Origin of the sequence: Providencia sp. PROV073, assembly GCF_033688125.1 — a bacterium.
In the GTDB taxonomy this organism is placed as follows: domain Bacteria; phylum Pseudomonadota; class Gammaproteobacteria; order Enterobacterales; family Enterobacteriaceae; genus Providencia; species Providencia hangzhouensis.
This window is the reverse complement of the sequence record NZ_CP096353.1, coordinates 653,182-670,163: the sequence shown is the minus strand read 5'-3', so window position 1 is coordinate 670,163 and position 16,982 is coordinate 653,182. Positions and strand designations below refer to the sequence as shown.

General features: G+C 37.9%; 14 protein-coding genes. 6 read left to right on the top strand and 8 right to left on the bottom strand.

Annotation, left to right across the window (positions count from 1 at the left end; translation table 11 throughout):
- From M1F17_RS02845 to M1F17_RS02835, 3 genes are read right to left on the bottom strand one after another with little or no spacing between them, the layout of a single operon-like run.
- Window positions 1-1,569 (bottom strand): alpha/beta hydrolase-fold protein, encoded by a 1,569-nt coding sequence (locus M1F17_RS02845; RefSeq protein WP_272674256.1) that lies wholly within the window; start codon window positions 1,567-1,569, stop codon window positions 1-3.
- A 58-nt stretch (window positions 1,570-1,627) separates the two neighbouring features.
- Window positions 1,628-2,242 carry a DUF3156 family protein gene (locus M1F17_RS02840; RefSeq protein WP_228677488.1) on the bottom strand — a complete coding sequence of 205 codons (615 nt, stop codon included), beginning with the start codon at window positions 2,240-2,242 and terminating at the stop codon, window positions 1,628-1,630.
- Complete coding sequence (locus M1F17_RS02835) at window positions 2,217-3,707, bottom strand: APC family permease (protein WP_004905776.1); 1,491 nt, start codon at window positions 3,705-3,707, stop codon at window positions 2,217-2,219. The genes M1F17_RS02840 and M1F17_RS02835 overlap by 26 nt, the downstream gene beginning before the upstream one ends.
- A gap of 397 nt (window positions 3,708-4,104) precedes the next feature.
- Between M1F17_RS02835 and M1F17_RS02830 the strand changes: the two genes are divergently transcribed.
- Window positions 4,105-4,770: a helix-turn-helix transcriptional regulator gene (locus M1F17_RS02830; protein WP_094962715.1), complete on the top strand. Its 666-nt coding sequence runs from the start codon at window positions 4,105-4,107 to the stop codon at window positions 4,768-4,770.
- 163 nt (window positions 4,771-4,933) lie between these two features.
- On the opposite strand, the gene M1F17_RS02825 is transcribed toward M1F17_RS02830, so the two are convergent.
- The 4 genes from M1F17_RS02825 to M1F17_RS02810 form a co-directional block, all read right to left on the bottom strand.
- Window positions 4,934-6,427 carry an aldehyde dehydrogenase family protein gene (locus tag M1F17_RS02825; RefSeq protein WP_318837224.1) on the bottom strand — a complete coding sequence of 498 codons (1,494 nt, stop codon included), beginning with the start codon at window positions 6,425-6,427 and terminating at the stop codon, window positions 4,934-4,936.
- A 28-nt stretch (window positions 6,428-6,455) separates the two neighbouring features.
- Window positions 6,456-6,824: a cupin domain-containing protein gene (locus tag M1F17_RS02820; protein WP_004905783.1), complete on the bottom strand. Its 369-nt coding sequence runs from the start codon at window positions 6,822-6,824 to the stop codon at window positions 6,456-6,458.
- Window positions 6,825-6,874: 50 nt separating this feature from the next.
- The gene (locus tag M1F17_RS02815) at window positions 6,875-8,179 is read right to left on the bottom strand and encodes an NAD(P)/FAD-dependent oxidoreductase (protein WP_004905784.1); all 1,305 of its coding nucleotides are present in this window, start codon (window positions 8,177-8,179) and stop codon (window positions 6,875-6,877) included.
- Window positions 8,180-8,517: 338 nt separating this feature from the next.
- Window positions 8,518-9,261, bottom strand: a complete 744-nt coding sequence (locus M1F17_RS02810) for a helix-turn-helix transcriptional regulator (protein ID WP_004905785.1) — start codon at window positions 9,259-9,261, stop codon at window positions 8,518-8,520.
- A gap of 264 nt (window positions 9,262-9,525) precedes the next feature.
- Here M1F17_RS02810 and M1F17_RS02805 point away from each other — a divergent pair, with 264 nt between their 5' ends.
- The gene (locus tag M1F17_RS02805; protein WP_094962712.1) at window positions 9,526-10,470 is read left to right on the top strand and encodes a nucleoside hydrolase; all 945 of its coding nucleotides are present in this window, start codon (window positions 9,526-9,528) and stop codon (window positions 10,468-10,470) included.
- A gap of 44 nt (window positions 10,471-10,514) precedes the next feature.
- On the opposite strand, the gene M1F17_RS02800 is transcribed toward M1F17_RS02805, so the two are convergent.
- Complete coding sequence (locus M1F17_RS02800; protein WP_096865187.1) at window positions 10,515-11,501, bottom strand: glycosyltransferase; 987 nt, start codon at window positions 11,499-11,501, stop codon at window positions 10,515-10,517.
- Window positions 11,502-11,793: 292 nt separating this feature from the next.
- Here M1F17_RS02800 and M1F17_RS02795 point away from each other — a divergent pair, with 292 nt between their 5' ends.
- The 4 genes from M1F17_RS02795 to idi all read left to right on the top strand — a co-directional run bounded on the left by M1F17_RS02795 (window position 11,794) and on the right by idi (window position 16,173).
- A complete protein-coding gene (locus M1F17_RS02795; protein ID WP_094962710.1) occupies window positions 11,794-12,708 on the top strand; it encodes a DUF808 domain-containing protein in 915 nt (304 codons plus the stop codon).
- A gap of 372 nt (window positions 12,709-13,080) precedes the next feature.
- Window positions 13,081-14,838 (top strand): nitrate/nitrite two-component system sensor histidine kinase NarX, encoded by a 1,758-nt coding sequence (gene narX, locus M1F17_RS02790; RefSeq protein ID WP_036958572.1) that lies wholly within the window; start codon window positions 13,081-13,083, stop codon window positions 14,836-14,838.
- Window positions 14,839-14,857: 19 nt separating this feature from the next.
- Window positions 14,858-15,514, top strand: coding sequence for a two-component system response regulator NarL (narL, locus tag M1F17_RS02785; RefSeq protein WP_004905790.1), 657 nt, complete (start codon window positions 14,858-14,860; stop codon window positions 15,512-15,514).
- Window positions 15,515-15,657: 143 nt separating this feature from the next.
- Window positions 15,658-16,173, top strand: a complete 516-nt coding sequence (idi, locus tag M1F17_RS02780) for an isopentenyl-diphosphate Delta-isomerase (protein ID WP_094962709.1) — start codon at window positions 15,658-15,660, stop codon at window positions 16,171-16,173.
- Window positions 16,174-16,982 lie beyond the last annotated feature (809 nt).

Below are 16,982 nucleotides of genomic sequence, written 5' to 3'. Positions count from 1 at the left end.
TTACCATTGTGACGCAAGTTGGTTTGTTCCCTCATAAAGCGTTTCACACCAAGAAACGTAGTCGTGCCCGCTAGGGAGTTCAATGGCATCAACTTGATAACCTTTATGTTTTAGAACATCGAATAACCGGTAGTGGTTTTGAATAATTCCCCCCCAACTACCACGTTGTTCAAAAAGGCCAGCCTCAAGGAAAAAACGGATCGGTTGTGTTGGCATCATTTCGATTTCACGAATCAACCATTCAGGGTCTTTATCCTTCGGAGCCCACCAATAAGATCCTGACATGCTAATGACATTACCGAAAATTTCAGGATGCTGTAACGCATTCCATGTCGCCCCAAGCCCTCCATAACTGGAACCCGCAATAATCGTATGGCTTGCAGGTGCTTGAATTCCCATTTCCGCGAGTTGGGGCATAAGTTCATCCGCCAGCAACTTAGGAAAGGCATCATTAGGAGGAAGCTCATCACCACGACGCGCTGAATTGATGCTATCCACAAATACAATATTCATAGCAGGAAAATTCCCCTGATTTATCCACTTATCAAAAAATTTCTCCATCTGATAGTCTTTCAGGTAAATTTGTCCATCTAATAACACCAATAGCGCCGGAGCTTCCATTGGTATATTAGGCTGATAAACCGTTATTTTTCTTTCGTTTTTTAATACCTGGCTCGTCAACGTAAATGTCTCTAAACGGCCTTTAATCTGCCTGTTTTCTACATCAGGGAAGTGACATTGGCGTATGTTCGGTACCAATGATAACAACGAAAAACGGTTATATTTATCTACGCGTTGCGAAGGAATAACATGAGAATTATAAGGATCAGACTGCGCTGTGACTAAAATCGCTTTACGTTGAGCAAAGCCGCCCTCAGGCACAGAAGGTATATCCGGTGCAATTTTATATTGTGATAACGTATCATTAGGAATGATAAAAGAACGATACCAAATATCCGTTCCCGCCAAGTGGGCCATTCTTTCGTGATTACCTGACGGCGCCCCTAGAATATAGGCATTTGCTTTCGCGCCACGCCAAAGAAATGTCACGCGTTTTTGTCGATTTGAAAACGCTTCAACCAGAGGGGTTCCTTGCGCGGCGACAGCTTGCCAAAATGCGCTTGTATCACCATTTTGATAATGTTCATCAAGCAAACTTTGTAGCATCGGGCTAATAGGTTCATTATCTTTTTTAATGGCTAAAGGCTGGTACTGGCTGATGTCAAACTTTAATTGCCAAGGTTTACCCGGCTCACCATTCAACACTAGATAATAAACCCCATTTTCTGATACTACATAATCCGCGCTATGGGGCTCTTGTACTGAACCATACTCTTGCAATGCACGCACTGGCTGCTTATTGGAATCCAATAACAGGACCTTGGAAAGACCTTCACCACGTTGTTTTATAAAATCTTGCTGTGATACTTCAAAAGATAAGCAACTATGACCTTCGCTATCATGCACCCCTTCAGCAAAGGAAAGCTCAGATAAACGTATGCAGTCAGAATGCGTTGCCATTGCAGCAGATGACAACAACATACAACCTAAAAGAGGCAAAGATTTCACATCAAATTCCAGCAAGTCAATTGATAATAATTATTACTATCAAAAAACTCTTTTAAACTCAATGGCTCACAGCACGTTTTTCCATCAGTTGGTTAATTAACTGCAGCGCACTCAATAAATAATAACGTTGTTTTTGTATTAATCTCAAATAACGACGAGTCGCTGGGATGCGGCTCACCATTTCTGATGCCGTATAAGGCTCTATTTCACAACGCCAACGGCCACTGCTAAACTCTATCTTGCAATGATTAAATTCCAGCTCTTCTAATGTTTGCCGAATAACGGGATATTCATTCAACCACTCGATAACTTTATGACCATCCATTTGTTTCGATACGAAATGGATATGTTTTTTCTTTATACTCCCACGGGTTTTTACTTCAATTGTTGCATTGATATCATTAGTACACTGGCCAGATACGGCAAAGCGGCTATATACGATAAAAGCGAGAAACAATTTTCTTGGTCGCTCAGTTACCTCAATGGTTAGCTCAGGCTGAGGCTGTACAAGGAGCACTCCGGGTGCTCCCCACTCACATGGATAAGGCGCCATGTCCTTTTCAACACGGTTAAGTGTCAATCCTGTTTGATATCCGGCAGGCAAACGTTGCTGAGTGAGCTTACCGATTCTTTCCCACAAAGATGGTTTAGGCGAGGTTACGTAATGGCTCAAGTTGGCCTCCTTCCATTTCTTCATCAGTAAAGGAATTCGATAAAACGGATTCAACATCTACAGGTTTAAATGGGTTAACTTTCTGTACGAAAACAGTCCAAATTAATGCATATCCTGCTGTTAAACCTAACATAATGGCAAAGGGAATATAGACATCCGACTCATTCATGCCAGGAGGAGTGATATACACAATAGCTAAAATAATTCCGACACTCGAAATAATTTGCGGTATAGGGAAAAAAGGCGAACGATAGGCACGATGTAAGTCAGGTCGACGAATGCGCAATAACACCACTGAAATCGTTACCAACAAGTAAGCCGTCCCCCAAGAACACACTGCCGCCAGTACCAATGGAATGATACGGTCAAGGTCACCTTGAATAGCAAAAGCGTGCAAACATGGGATCATCACAGCGACTAAAATACCGAATACCGGGGTTTTGAAACGCGGATGCAAATAAGCAAAAATACGTGGCAATGCCCCATCAAGCGCCATTCCATAAAGAATACGAGGAACCGCTGCCATTAACGTATTAATGGTTGCTCCACCAGCCAATAATAATGCGACACCTATCCAATACTTCCCAAACTCACCCATGACAATTTCGGCGAATGCAGGGATTGCCATCGGTGTTTCAAGTAAGCGTGTGCCTGTTTGTGGGTCAACGACCACATTTTCCACTTGGTTCGCTAGAGCTGCACCGAATAACACCATACAGAGTGCGACGCAGAATAAACCCGTGGTCATCGCGCGAGGGATCACCTTGGCAGAATTTTTAATTTCAGGCGCCATTGGAGTAACAAGTTCACAACCAACAAACATAAACATTGCCATCCCCACAAAACTAAGGATGAGCGTTGGATCCGTATTGAGTGGCTGACCAAACCAGCCGTCCATATCGACATGAAACGGCAACATCAAACCGCTCACACTAAAAATCACTAACGTAGACCACATGGCGAATGTCAGTACAACCTCGACCTTACCAAAGGCCTCAATACCAAATGCATTTAAAATCCCAAACGTGACAACTAATCCCACGCCGACCATCCAAGATGAATTACTGGTCTCTAGGACAGTATTGAGATGCTCAAAGTTAACGAGCGCCATAATTCCTGAAAGGATCGTTTCGGCAGTTCCTGCAAACACATGCACAATCAAATAAGCCGAAAGTGCGCCAGTTATCGCCCAAAAACGCCCCATTCCACACGATATATAGTCATATACCGACCCTGAAGTTGGTAGAATAGCCGCAGCCTCCGAAAATGTGGTTAGCTGAGCTTGCATCATAATGAAGCTGAATAACACCGCTAGGGCGAATGTATCACCACCAATACCGAATCCACTCGTAACGGTTAAAATAACGGGGCTAGCCATAATCAAGCCGGCAGAACTCGCCAATGTAGTCGGAAAGCCAACTTTCCCTTTTTCTAAATGTGTCGACAATTTTGAGGATAAATTCATTTTACATCCCTCTCACTCTCTACTCAGCCATAAATGTGAATTTTTTGTAAAAACAAAGTAACTACATATCCACTATAGAAATAAGCCTAAACAAGCTGCTATCGTCCTAAAGAACGATACCTAGAGAGAGGGGAAATAAAATACAACTCGCGAAAAGTACCCATATTTTGAAGGGCAAAAAAAATAATCAAAGTAATATCAATATATAGCAAATAAATTACTCATTAATATATTAATAAACAACTCCCTAAAGATACCAAAAAGCACCAAATCAATATTTATGGGGTTTTCATCAGTTTTAAATACTGTTATCAACTTCACGTTATTAATATGTTTATTTTATGTTAACCGCATTAAGAGGCATGATAATAATTCGATTAATACGCAAGGGAATATGATGACTTCACCATTATTCGAGCCTCATCAACAAACATTAATTGATTGCTGCCTAAATACCATTGCTCATATTATTCCGGTTTCCGCATTGGTGTATTACCTCGTGAATGATCATTGCCAGCCAGATAACTACGTTCTTCATGGGATCTCAGCAAAAATGCACGAAGAATATCTCACTTATTTTCACCAATTAGACCCTTTGCACCCTGACCATTTTCGCAGTGATGACTTACGCTTAGTGAGAATGGATTCTGAAATACGCCAGCAAAATCAGGCTTTTTTCCATGATTTTATGCAGCCAAATAACATGGCTGATATGGCAGAAATATTTATTCGCCGTAAAAATAAAATTATTGCGGGGATTTCGGTGCTGCGAGACAGCCCATTTAGCCAGCAAGAAATCATGCGATTAAATGCTATCTTGCCTGTCGCTGAACTAATGACATTCGATGTGTTACCCGACTCGCTAGTGTCTTATACCCCTAAAGAACAAGAAATCATCCATTTAGTACGGGAAGGCGCAAGTAATAAGCGAATTGCATTATTATTGGGAGTTTCACTATCAACAGTGAAAACCCACTTACGCAATATCTTCACTAAAGCGAATGTGACGAACCGAACCGAGCTTGTATCATCAGGGTTTATCATTCGCCAAGAAAAGCTCTAATTTGTTTAACGACCACCTACGGCATCTATTTTCATCGCTTTCTCGACAATTAATCATTATCCACCTTCTTCATAACTCACGCTTTTACTTTTCCTGTATTGAAATACAAAAAAAACCGGCACGATGGCCGGGAAATGTTGATTAATTAAATATAAATCGAACACTAATAACGCACCATGACAGATTTTAACTCTGTGTAATACTCAATAAAGGCGCTACCAAATTCACGGCCAATACCCGATGACTTAACACCACCAAATGGGACTGCTGGGTCAAGGAAGGTATGCATATTCACCCATACGGTTCCCGCTTCAATGCGCGAAATCATACGCATCGCTTTACTGAGATCATTTGTCCATAAACTCGCAGCTAAACCAAATGGAGTGCTATTCATCATCTCAATAAGTTCTTCTTCATCATCGTAGCTTAAGAAAGTCCCTATTGGCCCAAATGTTTCCTCTTTCATCAATACATCATTTGGGCTATTAGCACGAATAATGGTTGGAGGCACAAAATACCCAGCACCTGCAATGGGCTGACCACCATAAATAATTTCACTGCCATCTTGGCGAGCTTTTTCAAATAGACCTAAGATTTTTTCATAATGCGCTTTATTTGCCAACGGCCCCATTTCGGTTGTTTCATCTAATGGAGAACCCACTTTCATCGCAGACAAACGCGTTTTTAGTTCTGCTAGTACTTCATCCATCAATTTAGAGGGAATATAGAACCGCTCAGCAGCCGCACAAATTTGTCCTTGATTTAGATATCCCGCTTCAATAATCCCATTAACAATTTTTTCAACCGGTAGGTCAGCTAAGAATGCAGCGCCGTTTTTCCCACCAAGTTCAAGTGTGACTCGGGTTAATTTACCTTCCATCGCTGAGCGCCCTACCGCCAGACCTGTTGGTACTGAACCCGTAAATGTCACTTTAGAACAAAGTGGATGATGAATCAGTGCAGGTCCAACTTCACGACCACCACCATTCACGATATTAATTACACCGTCAGGTACCCCTGCCTCTTTTGCTAATTCCACCACCCTTAGCATAGTTAGCGGGGTAAATTCACTTGGTTTCAACACAATCGTGCAACCGCATGTTAAAGCGGCAGCTAATTTCCAAATGGAAATCATGATCGAAAAATTCCAAGGAATGATACCGGCGACAACGCCAACGGGTTCACGCTGAGTAAATGCAGAATATTTCTCACCATTAAAAGAAGGCAATGAGACATTCAATGTCTCTCCACTGATTTTTGTCGCCCAACCGGCAAAATAACGCAAGAACTGGGCAGATGAGCCCACTTCAAGAAAACGAGATAATTGAATGGTTTTACCTGAACATAACGTCTCTAGCTGGGCTAATTCTTCAAGGTGTTTTTCAAGTAGGTCAGCAAGGCGGTTTAAGCAATTCCCTCTTTCCATTGGTGTGGTATTTGCCCAAACCCCTTTAAATGCGGTATGAGCCGCATCCATTGCGGCATCAACTTCTGCTAAAGTCCCTTCTTTTACTTTAGCAATAACCTGTTCAGTGGCAGGGTTAACAACATCAAAAAAAGTATCGCCCTTGCCAGAAACCGGTAACCCGTTGATAAAATGGCCGTGTTGACGCTTCAAGAACTCGCTGACTTCTGGTAATAGGATTAACTCACTCATTGTTATCACTCCACTCAATAGAAACTAATTAGGCATTTACACAAGCTAGGTAATGTTTTACGAAGCGTGGTACATCAATTTCCCATAAAACTTCGGTACCTTTCGCAGCAAACCATGTATCACCTTTATGGTATTCAACCGTCACACCGGTTTTCACATCCGTTAACTTCACCGAACCTTCATGGACTGTCGCCATTTCATCAAATGGATACACCATTTTGAACTTACCTTTAGTGCAAGCAAAAATACCACAGGTTAGATTATCCGTTGGTTCACCGTGGATCATCGCAACACTCGCTTGAGGATCGCCTTCAACAACCACAGAACCTAAATTTGTCACGCTACCAATATTTAATAGTTCTGGCAGTGGTTTGTTTAACAGTAATGGACTAATCATAATTTTTTACCTTTAATCGATTTAAATAAACTAGTTAGGCGGATAACGAATTAACGGCGACCTTGCCAATAACCGGATGTTTGATGCATTATTTTTGCCAGTGAAACAATCACATTACGCATGCTATCTTTACCAATAATATTGGCGTGCGGGATAGAACTCATTAAGTCATAACGATGAGAACCTTCTACCATCCCTTCAGCCAGAACTTTGCACACAATCTGGCTAGGCGTAACACCAAAACCTGAATAGCCCTGCGCATAAAACACATTTTTATGTTGTGGTAATGAACCAATTTGTGGAAATAAATTTGCACTACATGCCATTGGTCCACCCCAAGCTAATTCAATTTTGACATCTTTGAGATAGGGAAAGACTTTTAGCATTAGGTTACGATTCCATGCTTTAAGGTCAGATGGAATGTATTCAAGAAAATGCGTTGAACTGCCGAATAAGAGGCGATTTTCATTCGTCACTCGGTAGTAATCAATAACTGGACGAATATCACTATAAGCACCACGGATTGGGCTAATTTGCTCGATCAATTCATCAGGCAGCTCTTCCGTCATTAATTGATATGCATAAGTATTAATGGTCTTAGGGTAAATCGTCGGCTCAAGGCCATTTAAAAATGAATCACAAGCCCACAGCATTTTTTGTGCTTTGACCGTTCCCATCGCAGTTCTAACCTTGATGGTATTACCATACTCAACATTTAATACTTGGCTATTCTCAAATATTTTAGCGCCATATATTTCACTAACCGCTTTCGCTTCACCTAACAATAAGTTCAATGAATGTACATGCCCACCGCCCATGTGTTTGATACCACAGGTATAAGCATCAGAACCAATAATCTGTTTTAGCTCTGAACCACTGTAAAATTCAATTTCTTCCTCAGGATCGACAGACTTGAAATCTTTTAACCAACTACGCAAGGTCTTTTCTTGGCGCTTATTGCTTCCTAAGTATGCATAACCACGGCAAAAGTCTGCATCAATATCATATTTAGCGATGCGATCACGCATGATCCCTGCGCCCATATTACTGAGTTTAAAAATTGTTTCTAAACCCTCTGGCCCGACATATTTTTTAATTGCATCGATATCATGACCAATACCCGCCATCACTTGGCCGCCATTACGCCCTGAGCCACCGTAGCCAAGATGCCGTCCTTCCAAAATAGCGATATTGGTAATCCCTTTCTCACACAACTCAAGTGCGGTATGGATCCCAGAAAAGCCGCCACCAATAATCACGACGTCAACATCAAGATCTTCCTTTAATGTAGGAAAACGTAAGTCATATTTCTTAGTCGCAGCATAGTAAGTCAATGATTCTACTTGGTTATTCATTATGGATACCCTGTTTAGTATCTTTCGATAACCTGATTATCTTAACCTTAAATTAACAATTACATATCCCTTTAGGGACATTCGAAACATAAAGTTAACAATTGTGATGCAAGTAGAATATTTAAATTATAATAAAATTTATAAAATCAAAAAATATAAGATTATAAACAATTAGTTATACAACTATTACCATATTAATAATGATGATTATTAATTGAATTTTAGTTTATTAAGGTCATCTAGACAAAAACAAAAAAATAACGCAGCAATAAAAAAGATAACAGCCATAAAACACTTTTAAATCATTAGGTTAAAATAAATATAAAAACACATTATACTTAGCTTAACCTATTCATTAATAAGTTAAATAATTCAACCTGTGAATTAATACTTAATTTTTGATAGATATTCTTACGGTGATTTTTCACTGTCCCTAAACTAATGAAAAGTGCCTGTGCAATTTGTGGTGAACCTTTGCCCGCTAAGATTAATTCGACAACTTCACACTCTCTCGGTGTTAACCCAAATCGTGTTTGCATGTCTGTATTTTGGTAGTGATTCGACACCGAAGAAGGAGAAACATCTTTATGAAGTTTGACCATACTACGAATGATATCGAAGGCGTCTTTAAGTGGCGCTTGCGTATATTTTTCCGAGAAAAAAGGCCTATCTTCATTACCAAAAAAAATACCTAACTGCCTATTAGTTGAAATATCTAACAGCAACCCTGCCTCATCGCACCACCCTGTTTTACGATAAAAATTGAGATAATAGTCTGTATGATAAAATCCTTTAGGTGCGAGTTCTTTTAGTGTTAATACTTTAGAAGCCCCGCCTTTTTGGATTTCTTGGTAGAATGGGTCCATTAAATAAGCACCTCGTTGATAGATTCTGTTAATACTATCGCTATTACGGCGCTCTACTTTGGAAAGAAATCGAGGTGGAGCTCCTTTTTCAAAGGAGTAAACAATCGCATTATCGAATGCAATAAGTGAAGACAACCATGATAATAAATTAGGATAAAACTGATTAGTTGCAACAGAATCAATAACATCAGGTAATCTTTCTAGATAGTTCTCCATTCTGCCTCCTCAATCATTAAGTCGTTAATAAAACCATCTGGGCGGTTTCATTTATATTGCTTAAAACTACATAAAGAACACATTATCTTTATAAACTCAACACGATTGTTATTAATATGTTAATCACATCACTCTCCATTAGTAACCCTAATGAATAATTTCATTACATTAGTATTCACAAAAATAGAACTTACATCACATAAAAATAAATATATCCATATATTATGTCAATTAAACGTAAATAACCTAATAAATGGAGAAATAATGTCTAACAATAAAATTATTATCGATTGTGACCCCGGCCACGATGATGCAATGGCAATTTTCTTAGCATTAGGCAATTCAAATATAGAGTTACTTGCGGTAACTACAGTCGTCGGAAACCAAACGTTAGATAAAGTCACTCATAACGCACGCGCAATTATGGAATTCGTTAGTGCAAATGATATCCCTATCGCTGCAGGTTGCTCTAGGCCACTAGTGAGAACAATACAGACTGCGCCAGAAGTTCATGGTACAACAGGCCTTGACGGTACTCATCTCCCCGACCCCAAGCTCCCTATTGATCAGCGCCATGCTGTTGACCTAATTATTGATACACTCAAATCACATCCGCCTAAAACAATTACTCTCGTTCCTATTGGGGGGCTAACAAATATTGCTTTGGCAGTGAGAAAAGCACCTGAAATTGTAGAATTAGTAAAAGAAGTTGTTTTAATGGGAGGAGGCTACCATACAGGCAATCGAACTGCAGTCGCTGAATTCAATATCCTTATAGACCCTGAGGCTGCTCATATTGTGTTTAATGAAACTTGGCCTATCACTATGATTGGGTTAGATCTTACACATCAAGCAAGGCCAGACGACCAAATAATGGAAACAATTGCAGCGTTAAACACACCTGTAAGTGATTTTGTTGTTGAATCCCTAAATTACTACACTGCAGGTTACCGCAGACGTAATGGCTATACTAACCATGCCCCTGTCCACGACCTATGTGCTGTTGCTTATGTTATCGACCCATCCATAATGGAAACGATTAAAGCTCCGATTGATATCGAACTGCAAGGTGCTTTAACAACGGGTATGACGGTGACTGACTTTCGCCACCCCGCTAAAGCAGATTGCCACACACAAGTCGCTACAAAGTTAGATAACCCAAAGTTATGGGATATGTTTATTGCTTCTCTAAAGCAATTAGCAAAATAGAAACAAAAAAGGTAGCCTATAAAAATAGCTACCTTTTCAGTAAATTATGATTTGATAATTTCTTTTAGTTTTGTGTAACGTCTAATTAATCGCCATTTTAATTTTACTGTAGTTGCATGCGCCCACACAATTTGCCAATAACCCTTATCAAAAAATAGTTGTACCATTTCCTTCTGTACATCTGGTGATTTGATAGCTAATAGCGCTTGAATCACCCCTAAGCCTTCCTTTCCTACCTGCCATAAACAAGCAGGGGCTTGCTTAACTTGTTCAGGATAACGCTGGTAAATATTTAACAGCATATCAATAATCTTCAAATAGGTTTTTATCTTACGGACTGAGCGCTCATCACCACTCAATGAGTGTGAAACAGATTGGTTATGGATTAAATATCGATAATATTGTTCATTAATAAATTGCACGCGCTTCGCCACGAGCAACACTTCTGTTGTCCAAGGAATGTCTTGGTGATGTAATTTGGGCTCAAAGAAAAATTTGTGTTGGCGCAACATGTCTAAACGATATAAATTCAGCCAAGTTACATGCAAAAACTTGCGTGAACTTAAGCCAATTTCAAGCCACTCAGGGCCTGAAATCACCCCAGTTGACGGGACTTTATTCGGTGGGAAAATTGCCTTTGGAGCATCGCCATTAGTATAAACATAAGTCCCATTACAAGTTGCAACATCGAGGTCATTTGATAATGCGATTTCTAATAAACGTCCGTACATTTGTGGGCTAATTTCATCATCAATATCAGGAAATGTAATGTATTTTCCCGTAGCCTCAGCCATCCCCGTATTACGAGCAACTGAGACACCTTGGTTTTCTTGATAAAGCACTTTCAAATGTACAAATTTATCTGCATAAGACTTAATGATATCTTCACTTTTATCTTTAGAGCCGTCATTTACAACGATCAGCTCCCAATTTTCTAGCTTTTGCGCAATTAAGCTATCAAAAAACTGAGGTAAAAATTTTTCACCATTATATACAGCAACGACAATACTCAAAACTGGCTGAGAAGACATGTATTAACCCTATACCTATCTATTAAAATTTATTTATAAACTAAATAATTAAACCGAATATAAAGTAAAATAGCAGATAGCAATATGTTACTTTACTAAAATTAATAAGTTAGAAAAGAAAAAACCATATTGGTTCCACTGTCATAAAAATTTAATAATTCAAAATTCAGACTTATCAGTTGCAGTGGAATTATCTTATTTGTACATATGGTTTATGTTGTAGTGAACTAATTATCCATTAACTGACCTAATAAACATTAATGACACCTTAAAAAATATTGAGGATACCCTTGTGGCTGGAAGTAGCTTACTCACATTACTTGATGATATTGCCGCTGTACTAGACGATGTTTCCGTCATGACGAAAATGGCTGCCAAAAAAACCTCTGGGGTTTTAGGTGATGACCTCGCGCTAAACGCCCAGCAAGTCACAGGTGTTCGTGCAGATAGAGAGATTCCTGTTGTTTGGTCCGTTGCTAAAGGGTCATTTATTAATAAATTAATACTTGTTCCTTTAGCGTTATTAATCAGTGCCTTTCTTCCTTGGGCTATCACACCACTACTTATGATTGGTGGAGCCTACCTTTGTTTTGAAGGCGCAGAAAAAATAACTCATAAGCTCTTGCATTCTAACGTAAAAGATACTGTTTCCCAAAATCAATTACAGTTATCAGAAGAACAACTTAAGGAATTTGAAAGTAAAAAAATCAAAGGGGCTATACGTACTGATTTTGTTTTATCAGCCGAAATTATTGCCATCACACTAGGTATTGTTTCCACTACCACTTTTATCAACCAAGTGGCCGTACTCTCTATCATTGCTATCGTAATGACTATCGGTGTATATGGCTTAGTTGCAGGGATTGTCAAATTAGATGACTTAGGTTTTTATTTACAGAAGAAAACCTCTTCTTTATTAAAAAAATGTGGTAATTCATTAATTTATGTCACTCCTTATCTGATGAAAACATTATCTGTTGTAGGAACTGCCGCGATGTTTATGGTCGGTGGTGGTATTCTAACCCACGGTATCAGCTATATTTCAGAATGGATCACCGAAATATCTTTTACAGCAACCTTAACGCCCATCATTGGCAGTACTATGCAGTTTATCTTACCGACTATAATTAATTTATTTTTTGGGCTAGTAACAGGTCTAATCCTTGTTGCGATAATCTCACTATTCAAAAAATTAAAAAAAGCTTAAAACAAAAGGGTAGCTCTATCAATTAGGGCTGCCTCTCTTTCTATCATTGATATGATTATCAAAGACACTTTCGATGTATATTATTTTACATATTGATTTACTTCGATATTTAAACTGATCTAAATCAAAAGAAACTCATCTTTAATTTACGCTATAATACGTAAACCTATTTCCAGTCAAACCAAATTTAATCTTATATATCAATAAATAAAAGCATAAAACTTAAAGAAAAATTTTATTTTTTATTATCTATATCGTTATAGATCCAGAAAATTACTACCAAAGTAGTATATTTAATATTCGACCCTTTATGAACAATACGAGAAATATGCATTTTAAGTTCGCTAGCGCTACTCTTTAAGGAAGTGACACATGCCCACACTGTATCGTCGATTTTCAATTATTAACCAAGTGATCGGCCTTATGCTACTTATTGCGATCTTAGGAATTATTGGGATGACGATTTCCAATCGAATGATTTTAAGTGTGCAGGGTAACGCTCATGCAATAAATAAATCTGGTTCACTACGAATGCAGAGCTACAGATTGCTTTCTCTAGTCCCTTTAAATACCCAGAATCAGCGTTATCTCGATGCATTAGAATCTGACCTCATCAGCCCAGAGCTGACTCAAGTTGTAAAGATCGAAAATTTAACGCCTCAATTTGATGAACTCTACAATTATTGGTTACATATCTTAAAACCCTCATTAATGGAAGCAAATGCACCTAACGATGCAAGATACGAAGTTATATCATTTGTAAGTAAACTAGATGAATTAGTTCATAACATCGATGAGAAAACGGAAAGAAAGATTGCTTATGTTGCCATGACACAACTGATTTTTATCAGTTTAGTATTCTTATTACTGATGGGAACTATCTGGCACCTGAGAAGAAAAATTTATTACCCATGGGTTAAATTATTATCAATGGTCAATGCAATTGGACGAAAAGATTTTAGCCAACGCTACCCTAAAAATAATAGGCAAGATGAATTAAATGCGCTAGGAGAAACTCTGAACCAGATGTCAGATGAATTAGCGCTAAGTTATCATCAGCTTGAAGAAAGAGTCGCAGAAAAAACTGCAGACTTAATCACAAAAAATAAGGTGTTATCTTATTTATATCAATCAAACCAAATCCTTCATTCCTCGGATCCCCTCTACTTGCGATTACAAAAAGTTCTTATTGAACTAGAAAACATTACCATACTCAAAAATCTGAGTTTACGGTTGTATGAAGAAAGCAATGAAGCATATTTTCATGAAATATGCTGCCATTCAACCGGATTATCTGAAGCAAATACAAAGCAACTAAAACAACAAGTCACAACCGAGAAACCTCTTAGCTTGCAATGGGATTTATCAGACAATATGCATCGTTATGGCATTATTATTGGTGAGATTGAAGATAATCAAATACTTTCAGATGAACAAAACAATCTCGTTTCTGTTTTAGCAAAACAAATTTCTGGCATGTTAGCAATGGAACACCAAATAGAACAACAGCAACAGTTGCTTATCATGGATGAACGTTCTGCTATTGCCAGAGAACTTCATGACTCTATCGCCCAGTCTCTATCTTGCTTGAAGATGCAAATTAGTTACCTGCAATTACAACCTGATCCATTACCAGAAAAGCCACAACAGTTGTTAACGGAAATGCGTAGCGAGATTAATACCGCATATAGTCAATTGAGAGAGCTATTAACCACATTTAGGCTTAAACTAACGGAACCAGGTCTGCTTCCCTCATTAGAAAGTACCATTAATGAATTTAGCGAACGTATGGGGTATAAAATAGACTTAAATTACGACCTACCCGCAAAAAGTATTTCACCGCATCAATCTATTCATATTATACAAATAGTCCGAGAAGCATTAACCAATATTTTAAAACATGCTAATGCAAAATGGGCTGAGGTTTCATTAAACCAGTATGATGGTATTGTGACTATTACAATTACTGACGATGGTACAGGGATCACGTCAAATACTGATAAACTTAATCATTATGGGCTTATTATTATGAGAGAAAGAGCATTAAGCCTTAATGGCAACTGTTGTATTACACCTAGGCCTCAAGGTGGAACAGAGGTAAAAGTTACCTTCCCTTTATCTGACGCTTAACATACCGGAAAAATCATCTATGGAAAATACAAATATAGTGAACGAAAAATCAACCATTCTACTTATTGATGATCATCCGATGCTAAGAAATGGAGTCAAACAATTGATTAGTTTGGAACCTTCATTACAAGTTATCGGTGAGGCGGGAGATGGTAAAACAGGTATCCAAATCGCTGAAGAGCAAGATCCTGACCTTATCTTACTGGATCTCAACATGCCAGGTATGAATGGTTTTGAAACTCTCGATGAACTCAGGAAGCGAGAGTTGTCAGGTAGAATTATTCTTTTTACCGTTTCTAACTATAGTGATGATTTAGTCAATGCACTAAAAAGAGGTGCCGATGGTTATTTACTAAAAGATATGGAGCCTGAAGAGCTTATCGTAGCCCTTAAAGAAGCAGCAAGCGGTAAGTTAGTTGTCAGCCCAACATTAGCATCTGTACTTGCTGAATCACTAAGAGATAACACCACACAGGATGACAATAATATTGCTTCATTGACACCAAGAGAAGCCGATATTTTAGAACTGATCTCTCAGGGTTTATCAAATAAAATGATAGCTCGTAAACTAGATATTGCAGAAAGCACAGTAAAAGTACATGTTAAACATTTACTTAAAAAACTCAATTTAAAATCAAGGGTCGAAGCTGCAGTTTGGGTTTTACAACAAAAATAATTTTATACTCGCAGCTATATAACCTTATGATAGCTGCGAGTAAAAAATAATTATATTCATTAGTAAATAGCTCTAATATGCAAACTTATATTTTTAATTATACTAAACTACTGAAATCATTTTTATGAAGGAAAATAATATAAATGGAAGATGAATTAATTTTAGTAAATGAACATGATGAACCTATTGGTGTTATGCCTAAATTATTGGCGCATCAACTCGGTCATCTTCACCGAGCATTTTCAGTATTTATTTTTAATGAGCAAAATGAGCTACTAATTCAGCAACGAGCTCTTCATAAATATCATTCAGCTGGGCAATGGGCAAATTCTTGCTGTAGTCATCCTAAACCTAATGAAGATACTCAGAAAGCCGCTGAACGTAGACTTCAAGAGGAGCTAGGCTTTGTCACTCCATTAACGCATATAGGTTCCTTAATTTATAAAGCTGATGTTCAGGGAGGATTAATTGAACATGAGTATGACCATATCTTTATTGGACATTATAACAAGGATATCCAACCAAATAGAGAAGAAGTCTCATCTATAAGGTGGGTAAATCTTACTCAATTAAAACAAGAGATCCTTCTTAATCCTGAAGTTTTCACACCGTGGTTTAAAAAAATATTGGAAGAATTTCCTTTATTAGATTTCAAATAAATATGTTTTATCATATTTTTATTTATAACTTAATTTTCTAATCTTGCATTTTAATTATAAAAATACTTATCTAAACCTAGAAATATTATAAAAATACATTATAGAGGAAAAATAATTTAATTAATTATTCTTAATATCATTAATTAATAATAGCACTAGTTTAATTTCAGGGTAGAAGCATGATAAATTTGTTAATATTTAATATTTCACCACCCTCAATAATAAATATTATCCTTAACTTTAACTTATCAAATACATTCTATTTATCAGTAAACTTCCCTTATATTATCCTATTTATATAATAAGTAATCATATAAAATTCACTACAACCTTGCTCACTATATTTTTTGATTCTACTACCAGATATCGTTTAATTACCATACCAAATGAGTTGTTACTCACTACTTTATATCTGCTAAATACATTCCCCATTTCAATACATTAGCAATAAGTTAGCTATTCTATGGTATACAATACTATGTATTTAAACGTCCAACTCCCATAACTAGTGAGCTGTTACTCACTACTTTGCATTCACAATATCCATTCAGCACACCAATACAACTGCTCCCCCCATTACTTCTCCTACCCCTGTCATCCCACCATCGCCAACAGCCACCGCCCTTTCAACAAGTGAGTTGTTACTGACTACTTTGGCTCAAGCGGTATCATTCATCACCGTGATGGGGAAACACCCAATCCACAGTACTCTCGTGATATTCTTAAAATTCCGCTACCCTAAACAATCTGTGAGCTGTTACTCACTACTTTGTATTCACAATATCCATTCAGCGCACCAATACAACCGC

Excerpts from the sequence above, each read along its gene's own strand:
- M1F17_RS02835 (WP_004905776.1), bottom strand. The coding sequence starts at position 3,707 with ATGAATTTATCCTCAAAATTGTCGACACATTTAGAAAAAGGGAAAGTT.
- M1F17_RS02830 (WP_094962715.1), top strand. The coding sequence starts at position 4,105 with ATGACTTCACCATTATTCGAGCCTCATCAACAAACATTAATTGATTGC.
- M1F17_RS02825 (WP_318837224.1), bottom strand. The coding sequence starts at position 6,427 with ATGAGTGAGTTAATCCTATTACCAGAAGTCAGCGAGTTCTTGAAGCGT.
- M1F17_RS02820 (WP_004905783.1), bottom strand. The coding sequence starts at position 6,824 with ATGATTAGTCCATTACTGTTAAACAAACCACTGCCAGAACTATTAAAT.
- M1F17_RS02815 (WP_004905784.1), bottom strand. The coding sequence starts at position 8,179 with ATGAATAACCAAGTAGAATCATTGACTTACTATGCTGCGACTAAGAAA.
- M1F17_RS02810 (WP_004905785.1), bottom strand. The coding sequence starts at position 9,261 with ATGGAGAACTATCTAGAAAGATTACCTGATGTTATTGATTCTGTTGCA.
- M1F17_RS02805 (WP_094962712.1), top strand. The coding sequence starts at position 9,526 with ATGTCTAACAATAAAATTATTATCGATTGTGACCCCGGCCACGATGAT.
- M1F17_RS02800 (WP_096865187.1), bottom strand. The coding sequence starts at position 11,501 with ATGTCTTCTCAGCCAGTTTTGAGTATTGTCGTTGCTGTATATAATGGT.
- narX (WP_036958572.1), top strand. The coding sequence starts at position 13,081 with ATGCCCACACTGTATCGTCGATTTTCAATTATTAACCAAGTGATCGGC.
- narL (WP_004905790.1), top strand. The coding sequence starts at position 14,858 with ATGGAAAATACAAATATAGTGAACGAAAAATCAACCATTCTACTTATT.
- idi (WP_094962709.1), top strand. The coding sequence starts at position 15,658 with ATGGAAGATGAATTAATTTTAGTAAATGAACATGATGAACCTATTGGT.